Genomic DNA, 25831 nt, shown 5'->3' with positions numbered 1-25831 from the left:
CGCGCGACACGCGCATTTGATACGCAACGATAACGAACGGGGGAGCGCGCGATGCGGCTCGACGATTTCGATCCCAACATCAATGTCGAGGACCAGCGTGGATCGGGCGGTGGCAGCGGATTCGGCGGCTTTGGCGGCGGTAGCGGCGGGGGCGGATTGCTGTTCGCGTTCCTGCCGATGATCTTCAGCCGGTTTGGCGTATTCGGCGTCGCGGTCGTGCTTGGCATTTTCCTGTTCTTCGGCGGCGGACTGCAAATGCTCGGCGGCGGGGGCAGCCAGGTCGCCGGATCGTCGGCGCCGACCGAAACCCGTCGCGCGGGCAGCGATACCGCCTCGAGCTGCACGCTAGACGCCGGGAGTAAGGTCGCGTGCAACGCGTTCAGTTCGGCCGACAAGACCTGGGCGGCGATCTTCGCCAAGCAGGGCAAGCAGTTCGACCAGCCCAAGCTGGTCTTCTACGACGGCAACGGCCAGTCGGGCTGCGGCGCGGCGCAATCGGCGATGGGACCGTTTTACTGCCCGCAGGACCAGGGCGTCTACCTCGACACCAGTTTTTTCCAGGAATTGGTGCAGAAATTCGGCGCGTCGGGTGACTTCGCGCAGGATTACGTGATCGCGCACGAATTCGGCCATCATATCCAGAATTTGCTCGGCACCTCGGACCGAGTCTCGTCGCTTCAGCGCAGAGCGAGCGCGACCGACGGCAACCGGCTGTCGGTGATGCTCGAACTTCAGGCGGATTGCTTCGCCGGCGTCTGGGCGGCGCAGAACCGCGCCCGGATGGACCCCGACGATCTGGCCGAAGGAATGACCGCGGCCAAGGCGATCGGCGACGACACGCTGCAACGCGAAATGCAGGGCCGGGTCGTCCCCGACAGCTTCACCCACGGCACCTCGGAACAGCGCATGACGTGGCTCAAGCGCGGTATCGATAGCGGCGATTATCGCCAGTGTGACACCTTTGCGGGCGCGCTAAACTAGCGAGGCGACGCCTTCTTCGACACGGATCAGGCGGTCGCAGCGGCTGAGGCTAGAATCGCGGTGCGCGACGATCAGGATCGTCGGGCGCGGATCGAGTGCGGCCAGCCGGTCGAGCAAACCAGCCTCGCCGGCTTCGTCGATCGCGTTGGTCGCCTCGTCGAGGATCAGCAGCCGCGGGCGCCGCAGCAACGCGCGGGCGATCGCCAGCCGCTGGCGCTCGCCCCCAGACAGCAACGCGCCGCGCTCGCCGACGATGCTGTCCAGCCCGTTGGGCATCCGCGCGACGATGTCGGCGGCACCGGCGCGCGCGATCGCATCGAGCATCGCCGCCTCGCCGATCGTGTCGTCGCCCCAATCGAGGTTGCGCCGCACGGTGTCGTGAAACATGAACCCGTCCTGCGGCACATAGGCGACCGCCGCGCCCCAGCCGCCGGTCAGTTTCTGCCCGCCGACTGACACCGATCCGGACTGGGGCGTCAGCAGTCCGGTGATCACGTCGATCAGCGTGGTCTTGCCGCCACCGCTTGGACCGGTGATGCCGGTGATCGATCCCTCGGCAATGGTCAGCGTCGCCGCCTTCAGCCCGCCGCCGTCGGGGTGGAGATAGGCCACACCGTGGAGTTCGATCGCGCCGCCAGCTACCGCCGCGGCACCGACCGGTTCGGGCGCCGCGGCGAAATGCCGCTCGGCCTCGACCACCGAGGCGAAGGTCGGCAAGCCATAGACGATCGCGACGACCGATTGCTGCAATTGCTGCACCGGCCCGATCATCCGCGCGAACACCAGGACGACGATGATCAGCCGCGCCGGCGCGATCCCGAGCAGCCCGACCCCGCCGACCACCACGCCCGCGAGCACGCACGCCGAGCCGACCGAGAACGCCAGCCGCGCGCGCGCCTGACTGCGCTGGAACGCCAGCCCGCTCGCCCGCGACCGCGCCTGGGCCGCGGCGAATTCGGCGACGAAGCGGTCGCGCATCCGCTGCGCCGCGGCGATCTTCAGCCCGCCCAGAAACCCGGCGGCGTTGCTCATCATCGACTGCCCGGCGCGCATGACCTTCGTGCCGCTGGCGAAGGCGTGACGCTGGAGCAGCAGGAGCGCGCCACCGCCGCCGACGATCGCCACCACCGCGATGACCGCCAGCACCGGCGACAAGACCGCCACCACCGCCAGTTGCACGCCCAGCGAGATCAGCCCGACGCAAATCTGCACCATCAACTGCGCGGTGGCACCGACCCGGGTCATGTCGAGCCCCAAGAGCGTCGTGATGCGCGAATGGTCGAGCGCCGCGACCTTCGCCCACGGCGCCACCGCCAGCGCGCGCATCACCCGCAACCTTTGCGCATCGACGAAGCGGAACTGCAGCGATTGCAGCGTCATGTCGCGCGCGTAGAGCATCACCGCGCGCACGATCATCATCGCGACGAACCCGGCGACCAGCACGCCCGTCAGCGACGCGGGCGTGGCGAACCCCCATCGCGCCGCCGCGGCGCGCACCCAGGACAGCTCGCTCGCCCCGGTCAACGCGCCCAGGATCGGCACGAGCAGCAACAGCCCCGCGCCCTCGACCACCGCGCCGAGCAACGCCAGTCCGAACGCCAGCGCGGTCTGGCCGGGCTGCGCGGTCATCAACGCGCGCGCCGCCGCCAGCGCCGCCCGCCCCGATTCCGATCGTGGATGCTCCCCCGTCACGGTTCCGCTGTTAGGGAGGGATGGGGCCGCTGTCACCGGGTGAGGCGTCGGCGGCCTGCGCTGGGCCGGCGAACGTGGCAAAGGTTGCCCAGCGGCGCGGCGGTCGTGACCGCGGTGAAACTTCACGAAGGTCGCGCATATGCGGAAACAAAAGGCGCGTGCACATCGGTGGCGCGGACGCGTGCGAATGTTCCCAATGTTCGCGGTACGTCACAGGTTCGCGAGCGCTGTGCGGCGGCTTGCGCGGGATGCGGGATATTCAGGCTGTCAAAGAGCGGCCTGCATCATATCATGACGTTTCGCTTGTAGGAAAATGGTTTCGTGTAGCGCGGCGCGTCTAGTGCATTTAGTAAACTGTCACCGTAATCCACACCGCAACCCAAGTTCTGAGAGGCAATTATGCGGCACGGCGAAATTAACGTACTTAGTATTATATCACAGTGATCTTACATCACAATTCTTTTTTTATGGTCTCCAAATATAAAGGCCCGTTACATTCATTAAATAGCGTGTTTTTGTCGGTATAGTCACTCAAGAAGCTTGCGGCGCCCCAATACTCTCCGGACACGACGACCTTCCCGGAAATCCCTTTCGCTATTTTCTTTAGGTCTGGGTTACTGACAAGGATTTCCCGAACTCCATTGCTCTCCACGCAAAATGAGTCGCCTTTCGAAACGCGAGGCTGGGATCTAAGGATACCGCGCTTCTCGTCGAGCAGATCGAAAAAGCCCGAAATTTCGACCCGAGTTTTCGCAATTTTGCTTCCCAGGCTATCCACCTCCGCGACCGTGTATCGAGAGGGCGTGGGGGTGAGCGTCTGCCCCGCGACCAGCGACCCGTCGCCGGTCATGCCGTTGGCCTCGGCCAGCTTGTACCACAGCCCGGCATCGCCCCACAGCTGCGCCGCGATCCCCGCCAGCGTGTCGCCGCTGCGCACCGTGTAGCTGCCCCCGCCCGACCCTTGCGCCCAGGTGTTGATCGGGGTCAGCCGGTCGTTGAAGTCCGCGGTCGCAGCCCCCAGCGTGCCGCCGTAGCGGAACGCGCCCGAGCCGCCCCAGATCGTGTGCGTGCGGTCGGTCAGGCTGCCGGCATAGCTCGAATCGTACGTCCCGTCGTTGCCGGTATAGCCGACCTGCTTGCCGTCGAACCGGTACCACGCCTCGTGCGGGTCGCCGCCGGTGTAGGTCGTGCCGTTCCACGCAGTGCCGTCCGCCTCGTCGCGCCGGATCGCCTGGCCCAGCGCGTTGTTGGTCACGGTGATCGTCCGCGCCCGCCCGTCGGCGACGCTCGCCGACTGGAACACGCCCAGCGCCGAGTTGGTGTAATAGGTGTGCTGCGCGGCCGATCCCGCGACGGTATAGTCGACCTGTGTCTGCACCGCGCCGTCGTACCAGCCATAGGTCGTCACCGTGCTGGTGGTCGGCGCCGTCGTCGTCCCGCCGCCGTTCACGCGGTAGCCGGTCGTCCCCGAGGAGGTCACCGCGCCCAGCGCATAGCTCGTGCCGGTGCCGTCGCCATAAGTGTTGGTCGTGGTCGTGGTGACCATGTCCGACCCCTGCAACTGCGTCACATAGTCGAGCGAGACACGGCCCTTCGCGTCGTAATATTGCGTGTGGTCGTACACGGATGCGCCGCCCTCCACCGTGTCGACCTGATGCGTCTGGCGGCCCAGCCCGTCGAAGCTGTAGGTGCCGCCGCCCATCGCGCGGGTGGTGCCGCTGAGCACCGTGATCGTGCCGTCGCCGTTGTCGGTATAGCCGGTCGCCAGGATCGACGCGGTGTGGAGGTTGCCCGCCGCGTCATAGCCGTAGCTCTCGACGTTGGTCCCGTCGTAGTAACGGTCCTGCGTTTCCTGGTGCCAGCCCTCGCCACCCTCGAGCGGGAAGTCGTCCCCATATGGCCCATGGCCCGGATCGCGCACCCACACCGTCACCTGGCCGGTCAGCGTCTTGTTGGTGGTCGCGCTCGTCCGCCGCCCGGCCAGGTCGTAGAGCAAGTCCACCCCGGACTGGTCGCGCTTGATGATGCCCGACACCAGCGCGCCGTGATCGACGGTCACGTGGTTCATCGAATCGTAGGCGTACCACCAGGTCTTGGTCTGCAGCCCCTGCGCGGTCCATTGCGAGCCGTCGCCGTTGAGATACCAATAGCTTTGCGTTTGCGTGCGGATATTGCCGACCGCGTCATACTGCCACGCGACCGATGCGGACGGCGTCTTGGACACCGCGCCCGTCGCGGTCAGCCCGCTTTCCGACCAGCTGATCATCCGGCCCAGCGCGTCGTAATCGGCGGTCGCGTTCTCGTACGTGTCCGCGCCGACCGTCGCGATCTCGCGCGTCTTCTGGCCGTTCGCGTTGTAGCGATAGTCGGTGCGCGCGGTCTCGTAATAGCCGACGCCGGTGCCGAACCCGCTCGACACCGAAGCGGCGAGCCCGGTGTTGTAGTAACCGTAGCGTTGGGTCTCGGTCGCGGTGCCGGCGGTGCTGCGCTCGGTCAGCCGCCCGCCCAGGTCATAGCCGAACGTCGTCGTGACATAGCCCATGTCCTGATGCGTCATGACGTGCCCGAACGTGTCGCTGGTATCCACCGTCGTGCGCGTGTTGGCATAGGTCACCGTCTGGCGCCGCAGCGCCCCCGACCAGTCGTATTTGGTCGCGGTGACGTCCCCGGTCATACCGCTGCCGGCGATGGTGAACGCCTGGGCACGGACGACGCGGCCCTGCACGTCGTAATCATTGGTCGCGGTCTGCGTGCCGAGCGACGTGTTCTGCGCGTCGCTCAGCCGCTCGCCCAGCCCGTCGTAGGTATAGGTGTCGGTCAAGAGCCCGCCGCGGTGCAGGACGGTCAGCAGCCGGCCCATTTTGTCGAACGTCTGGACCTGGTCGCTCGTGGTCGCGTTGCTGCCCGTGTATAGCTCGTTGCGCACGATCCGCGCATCGCCGAACACGTCGTAGAGATAATTCTCGGTCGGGTTGATGGTCGTGACCGCGCCGTTCGCCGCGGTGACGCTGACCTGCGGCGACACCTTCGCCGTCATCCGGCCCATCGTGTTGTACGTGTAGGTCGTCGTGAAGGCGCGCGCGTCGGTCTCGGATGCGACTTAGCCGAACGCGTTATAGGTCTTGGCGGTGGTCAGCGTGGCGATGCCACTGCCGATCGCGGTCAGCTCGCGGTCGGGGGCGATCGTCGCGATCGCCTGACCGCGGCGGTCGTACCGCGTGATCGTGGTCACCGCACCGCTCGTGCTCGTGCCGCCGGAACCGGTCAGCGAGGCGGTGTAATTGGCCAGCGTCAGCCCCGACAAATTGGCGCCCGCCGAACTCAACGCCAGCGTCTGGTTGCCGGCCTTGTCGTAGACATAGAAGCGGTCGACCCCGTCGCCGCTGTTCGAGTGCCACATCCGGCCCCCGGCGTCATAGTCGAACACTTCCTGATACGCCGCGGTGGCCCCCGGCCCCGCGGTCACGCCGCGGCCGGTCATCTCGCCATAGGCGTCGTAGCGCATCCGCATCGCGTCGTACGCCGTGCCGTCGGCGTCGGTGAACACCCAGCTCGACCCATTATATCGCGCATTGCTCTCCGTCGTCACGCGCCCGGCGAGGTCGTAGCGATACACGATCGCTTCGGCGGCCAGGTCGGCTCCGGCCGAATTCTTGCGCACATAGCTGTCGCGCACCGTCCGGCCCGCCACGTCATAGCCGTAGCTGTGGGTGAAGCCGGCGGCGTCGGTCATCGTCGCCAGCCGCCCGCCCGCGCCATAGGTGTAGGTGGTGATCCGGTCGTTGGCGTTGGTGCCGCTAGCGTCGATCTGGACGCGGGCCGCGGTCAAATTGTTCAGGCCGTCATAGGCATAAGCGGTACGCGGGGTGACGGTGCTGCCCAGATAATCGGTGAACGACTGCCCGGTTTCGAGCGTCAGCCGGCCGGTCGCGTCATAAGTATAGCCGGTGGTGTCGCCATTCGCCTCGACCTTGGTCAGCACTTCGCCGAGACCGTTATAGGTGTAGGCGACCGTCGATGCCGCGGTGTAGGTGGTGAGGGCGCCGTTGGTTGCGCTGACGGTCGCGTAAGCGACGCTCTGACGCACCTCGCCGACACGCCGTCCGTTGCGGTCGTAGGTGAAGGTCGTCACCCGGTTGGCGTCGGTCGCGCCGGTACCGAGCAAAGTGGAAAGCGTCGTATAGTCGGTCGCCGGCGTGAACGTTCCGGTCACCTTGTTGGCATAGCGCGTTTCGCTCAGCGCGTTGCCTTCGGCATCGCGGGTCCAGACCGTGAGATAGTTTTCGGCATCGACCTGCGCGACCTGGCGGCCGAGCTTGTCGTACCAGTTGTAGATGCTGTTGCCGCGGCCATCGACCTGGCGCGTGACATTGCCGTTCATGTCGTATTCGACCGACGTCACGACGTTAGCCGTCGTCGTCGCCCAGGTAGACCCGTTCGATTCACCCGTGAGCAGCGCCACGACGGTAGTCGTCTTCAAACGGTCGGCGCGATCATACTCATAGCTCGTCTGGCGATAATTGCTCGTATCGACCGGCGACGGCACGGCGCCCGTGGCATCGGTCGGCAAAGTGATCGGGTCGCCATAGGTCTTTGCGGTCAGGCGATTGCCGTTTGCGTCATAGCTGAAGACGCTGAACGTCCCTTTCTGGACGCCCGCGATCAGGTCCGACTGGACGACGCTGGCAATCACGTGGCCGAGATTGTCGTACCAGTTGAGCGTTCGGCTGTCGCTCACCGGCGTGGTGCCGGACAGGTGACCCACCGCGCTTTCGATCAAATTGCCGCGACGATCGTAACTGAAAATCTCTGCCGGCACGACGCCCGTCGTGGTGGTGAGATCGGCATTGGTGACGGTCACCGCATCGTGCGCCGTCAGCGTGAGACGATCCAGCTTGTCGTACGTATAGTTGGTCGTGCGCACTTCGGCGGCGCCGCTCGCCTCGACCATCTGCGTGCGATTGCCGCGCAGGTCGTAGCTGTAGGTGTTGCGAACCGCGATCGAGGTCGGGCTGGATCCGCCGGTCCATGTCGTGATCGGCAGCGTCTCGGTCAGCACCTGACCGCGCTTGTTGAAGGTGTAATTGCTGGTCGCGCCGAGCTTGTTTCTGACCGCGATGCGATTGCCGAACGCGTCCAGCGTATATTGCTCGTAATAGAGCTGGAAGCTGCCGCCCGAACTGTCGCCCTCGGCCTCGATCGACTTCGTCAGCCGGTCGTCCTTGTCATACTCGAAGCTGGTCGTGGCATCGAGGGCATCGGAAGTGGGCGGACCTGGATTTGCCGCCTCGCTCACGGTTACCGAAACGTCCAGCTTCCGGTGCCACCGTTTGACCGATGCGGCCTGGTCGCCGCGGGTGTAGGTCGTGTCGGTCACAAACCGTTCGGCATCGACCTGGCGCGTGACGCGGCCGAGCGCGTCGTAATAGGCGAAGCTCGCATTGCCGCGCGCGTCGATCGTCTTCACGACACTGCCGAAATTGTCGTAGCTATACTGCGTGACGATGTCGTCGGCGGTGGTGCCGGGGTCCATCTGCGCGGTCTGTTTCTTGACCTCGCCGATCGCGTCATAATCGTACGACACGACCGATCCGAGTGCGTCGGTGGTCGCCTGCACCGCGCCGAACGCGTCATACGCGTTCTGGACGTCGCTGTTGACCGACCCGGCCAGGCCGATCAGCGACGCGACGCTGGTGGTCTTGCCGAATGTGCTGGTGATCTTGCCGGCATAATGCGTCTCGTGGGTCAGCTGACCGGCAGCGTCATAAGTGTAGACGCACAGGTAGTTGTCGCCGTCGACCGTCGCGGCCTTGCAGCCGAGCGCGTCGTAATAGACCCATGTCGTACTGGCGTCGGCGGTGCCCGAGCCGGTGGTTTGCTTCACGACGCGACCGGCATCGTCATATTCGTACGCGGTTGTGCTCGCGTTGGTCGTATCGCTCGGGGTGGCGAGATTATATCCCTGGGTCGACGAGGTCACCTGGCCGAGCGCATCGAGCACTAGATACGTCGTGATCGACACCGCATTACCGGTTGTCGCATTGTCCTCGAGCAGGGTGGTCGAGATCAGCCGCCCGGCGCCGTCATAACCGTATTGCGTGATACGCGCGGAGGTTGGAGTGCTCGCGTAGGTCGTGCCGTCGAGCGTCGCGAGCAGCGTCGTGTCGGTGATGCCGGTATTGGCATCGGCATAGGCGGTGCGCGCGGCGACGTGCCCGGCCTTGTCGTAATCGGTCCGGGTAACGAAGCCGAGCGCGTCGACCGAGTAGCGCAACCTGCCGTCGCGGTCGTATTTGGCAAGCGTGGTCCGATCGTCGGTGGCGTTGGCATTGCTCGTCTGCCAGCCGGTCATCGCCGACAGCGCGGGATCGCCGCTCGTCGTGTAAGTCGCTGCGAATTCGGTCGTCCGGGTGACGTTGCCGAACGCGTCGTAGCCGTACCCGGTCACGCGGTTGAGCGCGTCGATCGAGTACATCACTTGTCCGGCATCGTCGTAGACGAACCGCGTCACACGGCTGGCCAGGCTGGTGATCGCGGTCGCGATGGCGGTGACCGTGTAGCTCGCGGGCGCGATGGTTCCGTCATAGGCGATCGTGTGGAGAACCTCGCCCTCGGCGTCGTAGACGCGTTCGGTGACGTGCATCGACGGTAAAGCGAAGACGATCGTCCTTGTCGTAGGCGTAGCGCGTGACATGGTCGTGCGTGGTGTCGCTGGTAAGCGACGACCAGGCGGCACTCGTTACCTGCAACGCGAGCGCCGCGAGCGGCGTGGGCGAGATTTGCTGCGCATAGGTCTTGACGACGGTGACGTTGCCGTTGCCGTCATAGCTGTAGACGGTGACCGCGCCGACGGCATCGATCATCCCGATCCGGCGGTCCTTGTTGTCGTAGACGTAGCGGGTGACCTTGCTCGCCGCGTCGGACACCGCGACCAGATTGCCGCGCTTGTTATAGGTATAGGTGGTCGTATTGCCGAGCTCGTCGGCGGTCGTCTTCAGGCGCCCGTCCTTGTCGTAGGACGCGGACTTGAACTTGGTCAGCGCGTTGGTGACCTTGGTCTGGCGGCCGAACGCATCGTATTCGTAGCTGGTGGTGATTGCCTTGCCGCCGCTCGCCGAATCGACGATTTGCGCCTTCAGCAAACCGCGGCGATCGTAGCGGTCGGTGGTCTGGATCGTCGTGCCGGCCGTCATCGGGCTGATAACCGTGTCGATCTCACCGAACGCGGTGTAGGTGATCGTGGTGGCGCCGTTTTCGACATCGGTCGTGACATGGACCCGGCCGTTCTTGTCGTATTCGTAGGTCGTGACATGATCGCGCGTCGTGTCGGACGTGACGCTCGGAGCAGTCGATGTGCTACCGCTCGCGAGATTGACGCGCGCCGTGATCGACGACACCTCGCCGAAAACGTTGTAGGCCGTCTCGACCACGCGGTTGTCCGCGTCGCGCGTCACCGTGACCCGACCCATCATGTCGTAATAAGCGTAGCTCGACTTCGACAGACGATCGGTGGTGACCGTCACCTCGCCGAACGCATTATATTGGTAGCTTGTCGTCAGGCTGGTGTTTTCGGCGTCGGTCACGCTGATCAGCCGGCCGGCAAGATCGTAGGCGTTGCTGACGCTGTTGCCGTCGGGATCGGTCGTCGTCGCGATCTGGCCGAACGCATTGTAGATATAGTGCGTCGTCGTCTGATCGGCCGTGCCGTAGGCGTCGTACCGATACTCCGCCCGTCCCGCGGCGTCATAATCGTACCGCGTCTCGACCTGGTCTGCGGTCGCATATGCCAGATACGTCGATCGGAGCGTACCGTTTGCGTTGTACACATATCGCGTGACGACGCCTTCGCCGTCGGTGGTCGTTTCGATACGGCCGTCATTGTCGTAACCGGTCGCAGTTGCTGTGTAGGTGCCGCCGACCATGCTCGCGACGCCCGCCAGCGTCGTGCTGTCAATGACGGAAACCGCGGTATTCCAGCGCACCGTCCCAATCAGGCGGCTTTCCGCATCGTAATCCAGGCGCGTGGCATAGCCTTCGCCATCGACCGAGAAGATCAGGTCGCCGCGGGCGTCGTAATAATCGCGCATTATGCGATCGTTTGCGGCGTCGCCAAAGGCCGATGCCCAGCCGTCCATGTCGCTGGTGTTCGGCAATGCGGTCGTAGCGCGCAGCGCGGCATAGCGGGTCGTCTTGGTGACGTGACCCATCGCGTCATATTTGTAGCCGGTGACCGCGCCCGATGCATCGATCGTATATGCCAGATTCTCGTGCACATCGTAGATCGCCCAGACGGACCGGTTGTCGCCGCTGACGATGCTGCCGCTGCTGGTTGCGCTGGTGATCGCGCTGCGCACGCTGGTCACCGAATAGGTCGACAGACTGGCGATCGTGCCAGCATACTGGATCGTCCGGCGCGCCTTGCCGATAACATCGGCCGAGCTGATCCCCGGATAGACGAATTCGGTCACATGGTTGAGCGGATCGATCGTAAACGTCAACAGACCCTGGTTGTCATAGACATAGCGCGTCGTGCGATCGGGCGCCGTCACTGCAGTGACGTCGGCGACAAGCGCGCTGAAGCTTGCCGAAGCCCGGTCGCCGCTCGGAACGACCGTTGCGAAGGCCGTCTCGGCAACCGGTCGGCCGGTCCCGTCATAGGTTATGCGGGAGAGATAGCCCTCGCCATCCAGGGTACCGACGACGCGGCCCGATTTGTCGTAGAATAGGCGCGATACGCGGTCCCGCGTGGTGTCCACGGTGGGCCGGGTGAGAACCGTCGACGGGCTACGGGTGATCGATGCCCCGGTGAGGATGACCGCATGACCAGTGACGGTCGATGCGCCGTTGGTCGAATCGATGCAGAACGTGGCGTAGACCGTTTCCGCAGTGGCGAACGTCCGGGTGATCCGGATCCGCGTGGGCGTGGTCTCGTCGAGCGACCCGATCTGCTTGATCGCGAGATAATAGGGATTGACGCTCCCCGGCCCGCTCAGAACGGTTACCGTCGTGTCGGTGCCATCGCCCCAAACGCTGCTCGATCCAAGGAAGCCGAACACCGCCGATGCGATAGTGCCGCCGGTGAGAACGCCGGTTATCGAGATTTCGAATGACAGCGATTCCCCGGCGGCGACGGCGATCCCCGCACCGAACAACCCTTGGCCTCCCGCTCCCCCTGTGGTGACGGAATATCTGTTGCCGCTGACGGTCAGGCCGCCAGTCGTCCACTGGCTGGTATTGGTCAAATCGGGCGCGAGGTTGTCGCCCCTGATCGCCGCCTTGAGCCCGGCGATCTGTGTCGCGCTCAGCTTGTTGGCGTAATTGATCGTCTTGAGCAGCTTGCCCGACGCATCGTATTTGTATTCGGTCGCGTCGCCGGCGCCATCGATCGTTTCGACGGCGCGCCCTTCCTTGTCATAGACCTTGAACGTCCAAAGGTCGGCGGCGGTGTTGTCGGCGGGCCGCGAGGTCGCGTCCAGCACGAAGGTGCCCGCGGCAAGCACGCTTGCATAGGAGGACGACAGCGCGGTCGCGTAACGCACCGTGGCGATGACGCGATTGTCGGCATTGTATTTGTATTCGGTCACATTGAGATAATGATCGACGTCGGCGACCTTGCGCCCGGCATTGTCGTAGACGGCGTAGCTGTTGCGCGCGGTCGCGTCGGTCATCGCGCGCACGCGGCCGAGCTGGTCATATGTATAGGAGGTTGTGGGGACCGAGGTCTTGGTGATCGAGGGATCCCGCATGGTCACCGCCTCGCCGACCGCACCCCCGCTCGACGTCTTGATGTAGAAATAGCCGTAAACGGTTTCGGCGGTAGTGAAGGTTCGCGTGATCCGGATCCGCGTGCCGGTCGTGGTCGACAGCCCGCTGACCTGCATGATGCTGAGATAGGCGTTGCCGGTCGTCCCGGGCCCCGACAGCACGGTGCTCGTCGTATGGGCGACGTCGCCCCATCCGCTCACCATGCCGTAAAAGCCCAGCATGTCGGATGTGGTCGAGCCGACGCCCTGCAGCGTGACTTCCCACGTCAGCGTATCGCCCGCCGCGACGGAGAACGCCGCGGTACCCAGCGACCCCCCTCCTGCCAGCGAGGTGTAGGTCCTTGCCGGCGCGCCATCGATCGTGATGGTGTCCGTCGGCGTGGCGACGTTCGACACCGTCCATTGCGCCGGGTTCGTCAAATCGGGCGTGAGATTGATCCCGCCGGCCGGCGGGCTCGCTTCGGAATAGGCGAGCAGGTCGCCCGCGACATTGTAGGTCGAGGTTTGCGTCAGCCCGTTGGCCAGCGTCACGATGGTTCGGGTATGCGCATCGTCGAACAGGATGCTCGTGGCGCTGCCCTGCATGTCGACTGAGGCCACCACCCGGCCGAGACCGTCATAGACGAACGTCTCCGCCGTGTGTTGATAATCGGTGCGGGACAATAATTGTCCCGCTTGATCGTAGGCGTATGTGACCAGGCTGAACGGATCGGTAGAGGACGGGTTCGACGAACCCAGCGTCGTTTGATATTTCCTGACGCTGGTCGTGTTCCCGCGAGCATCGTAATCGATTGTCTCGATATCGATCGCGGTCGCGTCGGCACCGGTCAGCGCCGCAATCCAGTTGCTCATGTCCGTTTTTGACGGCGCCTGGGACGACGTCAGCGTACCGAAGTCGAACTGCTTGTTGAACAATTGCGTCCGGATGTGCTGGCCTAAACTGTCATAACTTTGTTGGTACACATTGCCGTCGGGGCTGATCACGAAGGCGAGCTGGTCGAGGCTATTGTAGACGTAGCGAGTGGTTTGGCTGACGGCATCGCCCGACGGGCCGGCACCCGTCACCGTTTCGGTCAGCAGCTCGTTCTTCGCTCCGAACGTGCGGATCGTGGGATGGCCCTCGCGGTCGGTGATCGTCTGCGCGTTGCCGAAAGCGGTGAAGTCAGCGAACGTGGTGGCGTTGCCCATGGCATCTGTCGTCGAAACGACATCGTCGTTGCCGTTATAACCGAACTGGACGACCTGCCGCGGCCCGCCAGTAGCGGCCGCAGGCGCGGTGATCTTGGTCAAATTTCCGTGGGTGTCGTAGGTCAGCGTGGTGCTTTGCCCGGACGGGTCGGTGACCGTCGCGGTATGCGCGGTCGCGTCGTACGCAATATTTGTGATCCGCGTGACGCCGCTCGCGACGGTCTGGGTCAGCGAATCGACGCGCAGGCTCGAGTCATAGTGGACCGCAAGCGACGACCCGTCGGTCTGGCTGATCGACGCGACGCGCTTCGAGGTGCCGTCATAGGTATAGGTCGTGACGTACGTGACCGCGTCGGCAGCGTTTTCTGGAGTCAGGTCGACCGTGACGCTGGTCAGCCGGTTCGACGAGTCATAGCCGTAGGTGGTCCGGGTGAGCGTCTTGGCGGTCGATGTCGCCAGGTCGGTATAGCTCGTCAGGATCGACTTGACGCGCTCGGGGTGGCCATTCGCCGTGTCGTAAATATATTGGACATAGCCGCCGTCCGCCGTGGTGACCTTGTCGAGCTGACCTTCCGATGCGCCGGTTGCGTAGGTGAAGTGGAGCGTATTGCTCGTCGTGTCGGTCAAGTCGGTAATGCGATAGGAATCGGCAAACTGCCGCACCGCAGTGCCGCTGTTTGACCACGTCCAGCCTGTGGTGGTGCCGTAAGTCAGGTTGTCGGCGCTCGCCGTGCCGCTGCTCACGGCATATCGCGTGCCGTCCCAGGTGTAGGTGCTCGTGCTGCCGTCGGCGGCGCGGCGGCTGATCGTGCTGCCCGACGTGTTGACGGTGCCGGTCAGGCCATAGACGCCGTATTGCGCGAAGGTCTCGGTCGCCTGACTGTCGCCGTCGGTCCAGGTCCAGGCGCTGGTGCCGGAGTTGTAGGTCAGCTTGTCGTAGGCGCCGACCCCATCGGTCGCGACATAGGCAGAAGCCGTCGCGTTCCACGTATAGGTAATCTCCGACCCGTCGCCCGAGACGCGCTTGACCGTGCTCCCGCTGGTGTTGACGGTGCCGGTCAGGCCATAGACGCGGCGGTCGGTCGACTGGCGCCAATTGTCGCCGTTGTCGTCACTGAGATCGCCCTGGCTGTTGTACGTCCGCGTGATCGCCGCGTCGGGTCCTCGGCCGATCAGCATCTCGTCGCGCTGCTGGATCATCAGATTGCCGGTCGCGGCGTTGAGCAGGACTTGCTCGCCCGAGCGCCCGAGCGTGCCGCTGCCGAGCAGCCCCGCGCCACCGAGCACGTTACCCGATCCGCGCTCCGCGCCCGCACCCAGACCGGTGAAAATGGCCGTCATTCCCCGCCCCCCTGTCGACGCAGCGGGCCAGGAACGCACCAACTGCTCGACGGTTAGTCGGGAAGGATCGGCGATAGTTTAGGATTATTTTCTAGCGGCCCGAAAATAGTCGATTCGACTCGGTGCCACGCGTTACGCCATCGCCCGCGTTAGAAGGCGAATACCGCGGCCAACCTTAGCCAAACCCTTCCAGGAATGACGGCAATTGGGTCGTGAGCTGCCGTTCGCGCCGGTCCGGCCCTGGACGACCGGAATTGGTGGAAAGCAGAAGTTCGGGCGGGCCCAAAGAATGGCCATGATTGGGCGGAAAGCAGACCGCCAGCTTTACGGTGGCTTCCGGTAAAAGCGGCCGTCAATCGACTATTCCAAAGGAGCGAAACCAAAGCCACGAAGATACTGCACCTTGATGCTTACCGTCGTGATTCCCGCGCCAGCGTTGACGGCGGCTTGATCGAGTGTCGGCTTGCTCCGCCCGAGCGAGCGATTGCCGGGGACGCCCGCGCCGTCGCTCCAGAACGAGAATTTGTCGCGCCCGACACGGTTGTGGCGCAGCATCAGCGCGTAGCGGCCCGGCCGCGGCACCTTGACGCAGATTTCGACGCTTCCCGATGCGGGCAAATGCGCGCGTGTGCGGCGGAACGTCTTGCCCTCGGCAGTTAGGTCCATGTCGGGACGCAAATAGTCCGCCTGCGTAGCCGGATAGAGTTCGAGCCACATCTCGCCGGTTCTGTCCTTCAACCCCTCGACGTTGACCTGGATAGCCGGGCCGCGCCCCGATTTGCAGATCGCGGCATCCTCGCCGATCTGCTCCGCGCCGAGCGGCAATGCGACGAGGAAGATGGCAGGAAGCAATAGCACGGCGACAAAGGCTGGACGCATGGTGGATTCCGCTTGGTGGAGTTGACTATAGTTCAGACGCCGCCGGACGGGCGGTTCCACACCGGCGGGTCGAGATTTTCACGGGCGCATGGTTCGTCCGCGGCGGAGATAAACGAGCAAGTGGCCGCCCTCCTGGGGCGCCGAGAGGATCAAACGGTAATCGCGGGACAGCGCACGGCTCACGGGCTCCTCGCTGTCCTGGTTCCACGGCGCGAGCGGATGATCGAGCGTCACCACTACTGGCGGATGGCCCGCAAGGATGCGGCGTACTTCCGCCGCCTCGTCGATCCCAGTCGCGCCCCGTTCGGGTTCGTAGGCGAGTGTCGATGGAAAGGCATAAGCGGTTGGCAAACAGGAATGTGCCAGGTGGTAGAGGATCGCGTCGCCGGCAAACACATAGGGGCATTGCGATCCGTCGTTCGCCGCCATCGCGCGCGCCACGGCGAAGGCCGACGCTCGATCGTCGCGTTCCGTCGCCAAGTGGAACACCAGCAGCGCGGCCCCAGCAGCAACCGTGCAGATAAGAACGACGCAAGAGCGGCCGAGCACGGTCGCTGCGATCATTGTCAACGGCACCATCAACGGCAGTGCATAATGATCGAAGAACGCTCCGATCATCGCGAACGCAACCAGCGCGGCGGCGAGCCAGCCGAACGTCAGCGCGGCTTCGGCCGATCGTGGCCGCGTGCGCCAGGCAACGATCATGCAGACGATGAACGGCGACAATTGCGTCGTTGTGCCCGCCAGCCGCGCCGCGATCTTGGCGGCCGGATAGCCCTGACGCAGCGAAACCGACGCGAAATTGGCGAACCAGAACGATTGGAACGCCGCTGGGCCGAGCGAACGATAATAGGCCGCGACCAATGCAGTCGGCGCGATCCCTAGTGCGGCCCAGATGAGCGCTGCACCGGCTGTGGCTACCCACGTCTCGCCGGTGCGACGCAAATACCACAGATGTGCAAGCCCGAAAAACGCACCCTCCACCGCGGGCGTATATTTCGTCTGGATGGCCAGCCCTGCGAGGAGACACGCGACCGCCCCGTTCGTCACGATAGCGCGGCGGCGTCCTGCCTTGGCTAATGCGGGCAAGCGCAGGGTCAGGGCGCCGGCGCCGGCGATGAACAGATTATAGAAGACAGGCGACTGGCCGCCGCGCCCGCTCAGGAACGATAGCCAGAGGATATACGCAAGCCCGGCCATCAGCGCGCCGAACGGCGTCGCGCCCAATCGCCGTCCGCCGGATGCGACCAGCCAGGCCGTCGCCGCGGCAAACAACGTTGCCGTGAGCTGGTAGGCTAGAATGCCGTCGCCGGGCAGCAGCCGGATCGCCGCGAAGATCAGGAACAGCCCGACCGGCTTTCTGTCCCAGATGTCGATATAGGGAAGCGCCCCGTGCAACATATGGTCGCCGACCAGCAGGTAATATTGTTCATCGACATGGATGATCGGATTGCCGAAATCGCGCGCGCGTAGCGCAACGGCGAAGCCCAGCAAGAGCGCGAACAGCGTCGCCCGGCGCCACTGCCGCACCCGGCCCGACCGATCCAGAAATGCCCCCGTCACGGCTGATCCAACTAGACCCCGCGAAAGGCTGCGTCATGCGACTTATTTTTCGCGGCCCCGGTGCGGAAGGCGCCGGAGCGCATCGTCAAACTCTCCCTCACTTCGAATCTCGAAGAGTCTCAAAAATAAATTAACCGATCGATGCGGATCGTGTGCCCGGACGTCGTCATTTGATCGGGGCAGCGGGAAGTCGGTGCCGGTGCAATGTCGGGCGGGGTCTGTGGAGGGCAGCCGCCATACGGTCTCAATCCGGCGCCGGCTTCTCATTCTTGCCCATGTCAATGGACGGCGTGGATGTATCTCGACCTCGATTCGCTCAACACCGACACCGGCCGGATAGCACCGCGAGCGGCTCCCGAATGGACAGTGCTCATCCCGTTCTTCAACGAGCGCGACTATCTGCGCGCGACGATCGCGAGCATCGCGGCGCAGTCGGTTCCGCTGAGGTTGATTCTGGTCGACAACGGATCGAGCGACGGCAGCGCGGCAATTGCGGTTGCCGCGTGCCGCAGCCACGGCATCGACTATTTGTTGCTGACCGAAACCGCGCCGGGCAAGGTTGCGGCACTGCGCACCGGACTTGGCTGGGTGCGCACGCGCTGGGTGGCCACCTGCGACGCCGACACGCTATATCCGCCGCATTATCTTGCCGCCGCCGGAGCGATCCTGTCGCAGCCGGCCTGCGTTGTCGCGGGCAGTTATTTCATCGCGCCGGACGCCAGCGAGGCTGACCGTGAGGCCAAAGCGCGAGGCTTTCTGGCCAGCGCCCGCTTGTTACCGCGCCAATCACACACTGGGGGTGCAGGTCAGGCATTCTGCGCCGCAACCTTGCGCACCGCGGGCGGGTTCGACGCCGATCGCTGGAACTATGTTCTCGAAGATCACGAGATCATCCATCGTGTGATGCGTCATGGCGCGATGGGTTATAGCCGCGACCTGTGGTGCCGTCCGTCGCCGCGCGACCGCGACCGCGAATCGATCCGCTGGACCCTGTTCGAGCGATTAGTGTATTCGGTTGCCGCGCCATGGATGGGGGACTGGTTCTTCTATTCCTTCCTCGCCGCGCGGCTGCGCGGGCGGCAATTGTCCAGCCATCGGATCCGGGAACGGCAATATCAGCTTATCGAAAGCCCGGCACTTGCCCCGTCTCATCCTGTGCTCTGACGATTTCGCCTTCTCGCGCGGGGTTAGCGAGACGATCGCAGGTCTCGCGCAGGCCGGAAAACTTAACGCGATCAGTTGTATGTCAGTGATGCCCGGCTGGGCGGACGACAGCCGTCTCCTCTCGGGGCTGCCGGGCCATGTCGAGATCGGCTTGCACCTGACACTAACCGGCGAGCGACCGCTGACGGCGATGCCGCGCCTCACCCTCGACGGTTCGCTGCCGGAGATCGCTTCGCTCCATCGGTTGGCCGTCAGAGGGGGCTTGCCGCTCGGCGAGATCGCTGCGGAGGTTTCGGCGCAATTCGATGCGTTCATCGCCGCGATGGGGTGTCCTCCCGCGTTCGTCGATGGTCACCAACATTCGCACGCGCTGCCCGGCATCCGCGACATCGTATTGCGCGAGACGGCGCGCCGTGCGCCCGATGCCTGGGTACGGGATTGTCGAGACCGGCTTTCTGCGATGCTCGTCAGGCCGTTCCCCGGCAAAGCCATCGGCAGCGCGTGGCATTCGCGCGGGCTACGCCGCGCCGCTGTCGCACACGGTCTGAAAACTAATGATAGCTTCGCCGGGCATTATGATTTCGCGAGCGATTATCTTGATTTGTTTCCGCGCTTCCTACGCCGGCCTGGGGCTAAGCATCTCGTGATGTGCCACCCCGGTGCCGGCGAGCGCGCGGGGGATGCGGTCGCCGCGGCGCGACCCCGTGAAGCCGAAGCCTTGCGCAACTTGTCGATCGCCGACATTGCGGCAGCCGAAGGTCTGGCGTTCCCCGCCTGACCGGGGAACGCTCAACGGTGGCTGACAGCGGGCTCAAGGCCATTTTCCTCGCACAACGCCCGATGCTGTTGCGGCTGCTGACCGCAAGGCTCGGCGGGCGCGACGAAGCCGAGGATGCGTTGCAGGATCTCTGGCTGCGGATCGACCAGACAAGCGACCAGCCAATCGCGCAGCCCGCAGCATTTCTTTACCGAATGGCATCCAACCTGGCGACCGACCGCCGTATTGCCGCCGGCCGGCGCGGCGCGCGCGATGGCGGCTGGCTCGACGTACAGCCAGGCGCCGAGGAAATGCCCGATCCCGAACGCGCGTCGATCGCTCGCGGCCAGTGGCGTGAGGTCGAGGGTGCCATCGCCGACATGCCCGAACGTATGGCGACCGCGCTGCGGATGTTCCGATTGGAAGAGCGTCCGCAACGCGATATTGCCGAGCATCTGGGCATCAGCGTCTCCGGCGTCGAAAAGCTGTTGCAGCGTGCGTATCGCAAGATTCATGACCGGCTGGCGGCGTCCGGTGAGGCTTTGGGCGACGCGCGTCGTCTGGAAGATGAAAGGGGCGCTGAATCGTGAACGCCGATGCGGACGTTATCGACCAGGCGATCTGCTGGCACATCCGCCTTGCCGACGCACCCGACACCGATTGGGCGGATTTCGTCGCTTGGCTCGAGGCTGACCCGGCGCACGCCGAGGCTTATGGCACGATCGCGGCGCAGGATCGGCTGATCGACCGCGAGCGCTTTCCCCAGTTCGTATCCGAACCGGTCGCCGCAAATGACAATGTCCGAGCGCGCTGGCCGTGGCTCGTCGGCGGTACGGCGGCGGCGGCTGTCGTAGCGGCGTTGTTCGTCCCGGCGATTATCGCGCCGCGGTCATCGCCCTACGAAGTCGCAACGCGCGCGGGCGAACGCCGCACGGTTGCGCTCGGCGACGGCACCAGGATCGAAATGAGCGGCGGGACGACACTGACTCTCGATCGCGCCGATCCGCGTGTTGCGTCGCTCGACGGCGGCGAGGCGATGTTCCATGTCCGCCACGACGATGGGCATCCTTTCGTGATGACCGCCGGAAGCGTGACGATCCGCGACCTCGGCACGGTGTTCAACATCGCGCGCGATGGCCAGAACTTGTCGGTCGCGGTGTCGGAAGGGTCGATAATGTTCCAGCCGGGGCGTGATGCGCTGACGTTGAAGGCGGGCGATATACTCTCTGCGCATAGCGACGGCAGCCGCGTCGCGCGGAGCAGGATCGATCCTGGCTCAATCGGTAGCTGGCGCTCGGGCATGCTCAGTTTTGACGGTCAGCGGCTGGGCGACGTTGTTGCGACGATCGAGCGACAATATGGCTTCCGGATCTCTCTGGCCGGTGCCTTGCCGGATCGGCCCTTTACCGGCATGGTTCGGTTCACCGGCGCCGCGGATAAAGACGTACCGCATCTGGCCGTGCTGATCGGGGCGACGTGGCGGCGTGATGGGGAACAGTGGATGCTGTCAGAGGGGGTTGGCGCTTCGCGTTAGTCTGACGCTGGCACTGATTGCCGCCGCAGCCTGTCATTCCGCCCCAGCTTTCGCCCGCGATGCGGTGATATCGATCCCGGCCACCACATTGGACGTCGCCCTGATAGAGCTCGCCCGCGAGACCGGGGTGGAAATCATGAGCACCGAACCAGGATTAAGGTCGGTCAGAACGCGCCCGATCCAGGGACATATGTCGGTCCGTACGGCGCTCGGCCAATTGCTCCAGCGTACAGGCTATCGGGCTCGGGCGAATGCTGGGGGTTATCGGATTGTGCGGGTGATTGCCAAATCCGCCGCCCGGTCGCGCCCCGTCGCGTCGCCCAATCCGCCGCCAGGGCCAGATATCGTCATCACCGCGAGCAAGCAGCGCATTCCCCTACTACGCTATCCGGGCAGCCTTACCGTGGTCGGCCCACTGCCGGTCAGGCCGTGGCAGGCCGCTGAAAACATGAGCGACATGGCCGAAACGCTTCCCATATTGCAGGGGACGCAACTCGGCGCTGGGCGAAACAAGATATTCATCCGGGGCGTCGCCGACAGCAGCTTCAACGGCAGCACGCAATCGACGACCAGTCTCTATCTCGACGATGTGCAAATCAACTATTCCGGTCCCGATCCCGGTCTACGCTTGTACGATGTGCGGAGCATAGAAATTCTCGAGGGTCCTCAAGGAACACTGTACGGCGCAGGCTCGATCGGCGGTGTGATCCGCGTTTCATCCAACCCCGTCGATCTGTCGAAAATTGCGGGGTCGTTTGCAGGTGGCGTAACGCTAACGAGTGGCGGAGCGACGGGGTTCGACACCGCCGGGATGGTCAATCTGCCGATCGCGAAGGAACGATTCGGGCTTCGCGCTGTCGGTTACAACATTCGCGATGGCGGATATATCGACGATGCCGGCCGCGGCTCGAGGCTAGTCAACAGCAGCGATACGGTCGGGGCCCGATTAGCGCTGCGGCTTGACCCCGGAGGCGGCTGGCGGGTCGAAGCAAGCGGCACGGGACAGCGGATCGACACGCGCGACGCGCAATATGCCGAAACAGTCGAAGGTCCGTTGACCAGGCGCTCGCGGATCGCGCAGCCGTTCGATAGCGATTTGTTGTTCGGCAGGGTTGTCGTGTCAAAGACGTGGGGCAGCGGCCTGCGCTTTTTTTCCGCCAGCGGGATTGTCGGCTACCGCTCGACCGACCGCTTCGATGCCACGCCTCGGGCGGGCGCAGGCGGAGCGCCGACGATGCCAACGATCTATACCGCCAACCGCAGCAAACGCTTGCTGAGCCAGGAAGCGCGATTGTCGCGGTCGATGAGCGGCGGCAATTCGTGGGTGTTCGGCTTCACCCTGATCAGCGACCGCGACATCCTGACGCGCTCACTGGGATCGCCGGGCAACGATCTCGACATCATCGGTGTGACCAATGTGACCAAGGCCGCCTCCGCATTCGGCGAAGCCACCGTAGGGCTCTCGCCGCGACTATCGATAACCGGCGGCGCGCGCGTTACGCTCGCGCGCACCGATGGCGACCCATCGAGTGCGCCTAGATCGACCAATTTCGTCAAGGGGCGATCGACGCGACGGCTCGATCCGACGCTGGCACTCTCGTGGCAGCTTGCGCCCCAGCTTGCGTTGTTCGCACGGTTCCAGACGGGATATCGCACCGGCGGCCTGGCCGTCGCGCCGGGTGTGGGCCGTGTTGCTGATTACCAACCGGACGAGATCAGGGTCGGTGAACTGGGCTTTCGTAAGCTCCGTGCCGGGCCGACGGGGCTGGCCGTTTCGAGCAGCGTGTCACTAGCGCGCTGGAGCAATATTCAAGCCGATCTGATCAACCGCCGTGGCCTGCCTTACACCGCGAATATTGGGGACGCGAAGATCGAAACAATCGAAGGTAATGTCGATTGGATTCCGGTCGTCGGGTTTCGTGTCGTCGGCTCCTTTCTGCTAACCGACAATACGGTGTCGGGGCCGATTGCCGACCTGTCGAAGCGCGACAATCGACGCCTCCCCGAGACACCGCCATTCGCGGGGCATGGCGGCGTCAGCTATCAGTGGCGTACCGGACAGGTTGAGCCTCAGATCGGACTGACGACGGACTATGTGGGACGCTCGGTGCTCGGTACCGGAGACCTGCTCGACGTGAGCCAGGGGAATTATTGGGTTGTCGGCCTATCTGCCAATCTTCGCTGGAAAGGCATCGATTTCAGTTTTTTAGGGAATAATCTAACCAACAGCACGGCCAACCGGTTCGCTTTCGGCAATCCGTTTTCATTGAGCTATCGCGATCAGGCAACACCGCTCCGTCCACGAAATCTTCGACTGGCCGTTGGCGTGGCATGGTGACAAGCGTAGCGCTTATTGCGGCGTGTTGGTCGAATGAGAGGTCCTTTCGACCGTGTGTTCAGCCCCGCCAGCCTAAACGAGCGACCGCTCTCGTGAATTGCACGCGTGGCTTCGAATGACCGCTGCTGGGGCGCAAAGCGGCCTTTTTGACGCCACTCTTGTCAACCGTGTCGATCAAGCCCCTTATCGCGGTCGATGCGTGCAAATGATCTGATAGCGGGCATGTGCGTCGCGGGTCTGATGCTACCCGAAGGCGTGGCCTATGCAGGTATTGCGGGACTAGCGCCACAGCACGCGATATTTGCTGCGATCGCAGGCTGCTTGGCGTACGCGGCAGCGGGACGAAGCCGCTTTGCGATCGTTTCCGCTACATCCTCTTCTGCGGCAATCCTGGCGGCGACGCTGGCTGTTCTGCCTTTGCCGGGGACCGACCGCGCAGCAATTGCTACCATAGTCGTCGGCATCGCAGGGTTGCTGTTCCTCGCTGCGTCAGCAGCTCGTTTGGGCGGATTGACCGGTTTTATCTCCCGTCCGGTTCTGCGCGGCTTTGCACTGGGCATCGCAATTACAATCATTATTCACCAACTGCCGATCATCACGGGCGTCGGAATCTCGGCATCCGGCTTTTTCGCCTTCTGCGTTGCCTTGGCTGAGTCCGCGCCGACGTGGCATGTCATGAGCGTTGTAACGGGCGCGATAGCACTAATCATCCTTCTAGCGCTGCGCAGATATCCCGCAATTCCCGGCGCAATTATCGTGCTGATCTTAGGGATACTGGCGGCGCATTGGCTCAACTTGCAGGAACGAGGAGTCGCGGTAGTCGGGTCGGTCGACACGACACTAACTATGCCTTCCTTACCGAGACTCGGATGGGCAGACTATTCCAGTCTGGCGCAATTCACGGTCCCCCTCGTCCTTATTCTGTTCGCTGAATCGTGGGGGACGATCCGAACGATGGCGCTACGCCACAATGACACGGTCGGTGCCAACCGCGAGCTTGCGGCGCTCGGCATTGCCAATCTGGCCAGCGCCCTTGTTCAGGGCATGCCGGTCGGCGCCGGCTTTTCGGCCGGATCGGCGAGTGAGGCGGGCGGCTCGACGAGCCGTATAACTGGCGCAATCGCCGCGATCAGCCTCGTGGCAATAGTCCTCTTCGCCATGCCGCTCATCGCCACGCTGCCAGAACCGGTATTGGCAGCGGTCGTCATTGCCGCACTGATGCATGCGCTCGACCCGAACCCGATCGTTCGCCTGTGGCGACTCAATCGCGATCAATTTGTTGCCTTGGGAGCAGCTGTCGGTGTGCTGGTGCTTGGCGTGCTCGACGGCATGCTGTTAGCTATCGTGTTGTCGCTGGCCGCCTTGCTTCAGCGGCTTGCAACGCCGCGGGTCGCGCGGCTTGGCCGGCTCGCCGGAGGCCATGACTACGTCGATGTTGCTCGACATACTGACGCTATCGCGCCGCCGCATATTGCGATCTGGCGGCCAACCGCGCCGCTCTTCTTCGCCAATGCAGAACGCATGCTCAGCCTCGTCGCCTCGGGCACGCGCGCCGATCCGACCATCCAAGTCGTCGTCCTCAGTCTCGAGGAGAGCTATGATCTCGACAGCACTGCCCTCGATGCCTTGATTGAATTCGATGGCGCGATGGCTCGCAGCGGTTTTCGCGTGCAGTTGGCGAGGCTGCACGATCGCGCGCGAGACCTTATTTTAGCTGCCGGAGATACTGATCTGAGCGAGCGCAGCAGCTACAGCGTCGATGACGCCATTTGCGCGGTGCAAGCGGCGACAATCGGACTGGAGGCACGCGCATGACCGAAGATTTGGCTCCAACTCTCCATCCCGTCGAGATCGGGACTTTGCGACCAACCCAGATGACGGTCGGGTTGCGCGAGGTTGATCGCAAGCGAGCCGAGTGGCGCAAGCGTGCCGAACGGGACGGCCCCGATTTTCTTGGCAGCCATATGATCCCCGTGGTCCTGGGGCCCAAGTCCGTACCCTATGTCATCGACCACCATCATCTCGCGCGGGCGTTGCACGAGGAAGGGGTCAGTCACGTCCTCGTTAGCGTTGTTGCGGACCTGCATTTTCTAAAGAAGGCCGTTTTCTGGACCTTCATGGACAATCGGAACTGGCTGCATCCCTTCGACGCCGAAGGCATCCGCCAGTCGTACGACAAATTGCCCAAACGGATCAGTGGGATGAAGGATGATCCCTATCGTTCGCTTGCCGGCGAGGTTCGGCGATCAGGCGGTTACGCCAAAGACAACACGCCCTATTCCGAATTCCTTTGGGCGGATTTTCTGCGCCGGCGGATCAGCATAAGGCTCGTCACCAACAACTTCGAACGCGCGGTGGACAAGGCGCTGGCGGCAGCAGGGCAGCATGAAGCATCTTATCTGGCGGGCTGGTGTGGCCGTTCCGACGATACCAACCGCTAGAACCCGACGACCGCTTTCGAGATCAGATCGGAGCGCTCCGAATGACTGGCTCTGGGCGCGTGGCCGCCATCGGCCAACACTCTGCGCGAGCTGGCGCTTTGATCATAGAGACGCGCGCAATGTGCCTTCGGCTAACTCCGCGTTTCGGTCGCCGCAGCCGCTTCGACCTCGCCAACGCGCAGATGGCGG

Annotated in this window: 14 protein-coding genes and 1 pseudogene; 8 read left to right on the top strand and 7 right to left on the bottom strand. The window is 64.0% G+C overall.

Translation table 11 applies throughout. From position 1 onward, the window contains the following. Window positions 1-51 precede the first annotated feature (51 nt). On the top strand, window positions 52-981 hold the full coding sequence (locus JWM94_RS09900; protein ID WP_299425850.1) for a neutral zinc metallopeptidase: 930 nt from the start codon (window positions 52-54) through the stop codon (window positions 979-981). On the opposite strand, the gene JWM94_RS09895 is transcribed toward JWM94_RS09900, so the two are convergent. From JWM94_RS09895 to JWM94_RS09865, 7 genes and pseudogenes are all read right to left on the bottom strand, one after another. Beyond that, complete coding sequence (locus tag JWM94_RS09895) at window positions 973-2673, bottom strand: ABC transporter ATP-binding protein (RefSeq protein ID WP_299425847.1); 1701 nt, start codon at window positions 2671-2673, stop codon at window positions 973-975. The two genes, JWM94_RS09900 and JWM94_RS09895, sit on opposite strands and share 9 nt — an antisense overlap. 451 nt (window positions 2674-3124) lie before the next feature. Beyond that, window positions 3125-5215, bottom strand: coding sequence for a LysM peptidoglycan-binding domain-containing protein (locus tag JWM94_RS16110; RefSeq protein WP_367185880.1), 2091 nt, complete (start codon window positions 5213-5215; stop codon window positions 3125-3127). A 471-nt stretch (window positions 5216-5686) separates the two neighbouring features. Beyond that, a pseudogene (locus JWM94_RS09885) lies at window positions 5687-5758 on the bottom strand (hypothetical protein); the annotation flags it as partial. Between the two features lie 15 nt (window positions 5759-5773). Then, complete coding sequence (locus JWM94_RS09880; protein WP_299425844.1) at window positions 5774-9316, bottom strand: hypothetical protein; 3543 nt, start codon at window positions 9314-9316, stop codon at window positions 5774-5776. Next, window positions 9255-14966 carry a hypothetical protein gene (locus JWM94_RS09875; protein WP_299425841.1) on the bottom strand — a complete coding sequence of 1904 codons (5712 nt, stop codon included), beginning with the start codon at window positions 14964-14966 and terminating at the stop codon, window positions 9255-9257. The genes JWM94_RS09880 and JWM94_RS09875 overlap by 62 nt, the downstream gene beginning before the upstream one ends. A 360-nt stretch (window positions 14967-15326) precedes the next feature. Then, entirely contained in the window at window positions 15327-15845 is a 519-nt protein-coding gene (locus JWM94_RS09870; protein WP_299425838.1) for a DUF2141 domain-containing protein, read from the bottom strand. Window positions 15846-15923: 78 nt separating this feature from the next. Continuing rightward, on the bottom strand, window positions 15924-17408 hold the full coding sequence (locus JWM94_RS09865) for a hypothetical protein (protein ID WP_299425835.1): 1485 nt from the start codon (window positions 17406-17408) through the stop codon (window positions 15924-15926). Window positions 17409-17702: 294 nt separating this feature from the next. On the opposite strand from JWM94_RS09865, the gene JWM94_RS09860 reads away from it, so the two are divergent. The 7 genes from JWM94_RS09860 (at window position 17703) to JWM94_RS09830 (ending at window position 25642) form a co-directional block, all read left to right on the top strand. After that, the gene (locus JWM94_RS09860) at window positions 17703-18572 is read left to right on the top strand and encodes a glycosyltransferase family 2 protein (protein WP_299425832.1); all 870 of its coding nucleotides are present in this window, start codon (window positions 17703-17705) and stop codon (window positions 18570-18572) included. After that, on the top strand, window positions 18547-19350 hold the full coding sequence (locus JWM94_RS09855) for a ChbG/HpnK family deacetylase (RefSeq protein WP_299425829.1): 804 nt from the start codon (window positions 18547-18549) through the stop codon (window positions 19348-19350). The genes JWM94_RS09860 and JWM94_RS09855 overlap by 26 nt, the downstream gene beginning before the upstream one ends. Window positions 19351-19367: 17 nt before the next feature. Further along, complete coding sequence (locus JWM94_RS09850) at window positions 19368-19919, top strand: RNA polymerase sigma factor (protein ID WP_299425827.1); 552 nt, start codon at window positions 19368-19370, stop codon at window positions 19917-19919. Next, the gene (locus JWM94_RS09845) at window positions 19916-20863 is read left to right on the top strand and encodes a FecR domain-containing protein (RefSeq protein WP_299425824.1); all 948 of its coding nucleotides are present in this window, start codon (window positions 19916-19918) and stop codon (window positions 20861-20863) included. Before JWM94_RS09850 ends, JWM94_RS09845 begins: the two co-directional genes overlap by 4 nt. Then, window positions 20847-23201, top strand: a complete 2355-nt coding sequence (locus JWM94_RS09840; protein ID WP_367185879.1) for a TonB-dependent receptor — start codon at window positions 20847-20849, stop codon at window positions 23199-23201. Before JWM94_RS09845 ends, JWM94_RS09840 begins: the two co-directional genes overlap by 17 nt. A gap of 195 nt (window positions 23202-23396) precedes the next feature. Next, entirely contained in the window at window positions 23397-25016 is a 1620-nt protein-coding gene (locus JWM94_RS09835; RefSeq protein ID WP_299425821.1) for a SulP family inorganic anion transporter, read from the top strand. Further along, window positions 25013-25642 carry a ParB-like protein gene (locus JWM94_RS09830; protein ID WP_299425817.1) on the top strand — a complete coding sequence of 210 codons (630 nt, stop codon included), beginning with the start codon at window positions 25013-25015 and terminating at the stop codon, window positions 25640-25642. The genes JWM94_RS09835 and JWM94_RS09830 overlap by 4 nt, the downstream gene beginning before the upstream one ends. The last annotated feature ends 189 nt before the right edge of the window (window positions 25643-25831 follow it).

The organism is Sphingomonas bacterium (assembly GCF_028289855.1).
Taxonomy (GTDB): Bacteria; Pseudomonadota; Alphaproteobacteria; order Sphingomonadales; family Sphingomonadaceae; genus Sphingomonas.
This window is presented reverse-complemented; position numbering and strand designations above follow the sequence as displayed.

Coding starts and splice junctions, on each gene's coding strand:
- JWM94_RS09835 (WP_299425821.1), top strand. CDS start 23,397: ATGCGTGCAAATGATCTGATAGCGGGCATGTGCGTCGCGGGTCTGATG.
- JWM94_RS16110 (WP_367185880.1), bottom strand. CDS start 5,215: ATGGGCTATGTCACGACGACGTTCGGCTATGACCTGGGCGGGCGGCTG.
- JWM94_RS09900 (WP_299425850.1), top strand. CDS start 52: ATGCGGCTCGACGATTTCGATCCCAACATCAATGTCGAGGACCAGCGT.
- JWM94_RS09870 (WP_299425838.1), bottom strand. CDS start 15,845: ATGCGTCCAGCCTTTGTCGCCGTGCTATTGCTTCCTGCCATCTTCCTC.
- JWM94_RS09830 (WP_299425817.1), top strand. CDS start 25,013: ATGACCGAAGATTTGGCTCCAACTCTCCATCCCGTCGAGATCGGGACT.
- JWM94_RS09875 (WP_299425841.1), bottom strand. CDS start 14,966: ATGACGGCCATTTTCACCGGTCTGGGTGCGGGCGCGGAGCGCGGATCG.
- JWM94_RS09880 (WP_299425844.1), bottom strand. CDS start 9,316: ATGCACGTCACCGAACGCGTCTACGACGCCGAGGGCGAGGTTCTCCAC.
- JWM94_RS09860 (WP_299425832.1), top strand. CDS start 17,703: ATGTATCTCGACCTCGATTCGCTCAACACCGACACCGGCCGGATAGCA.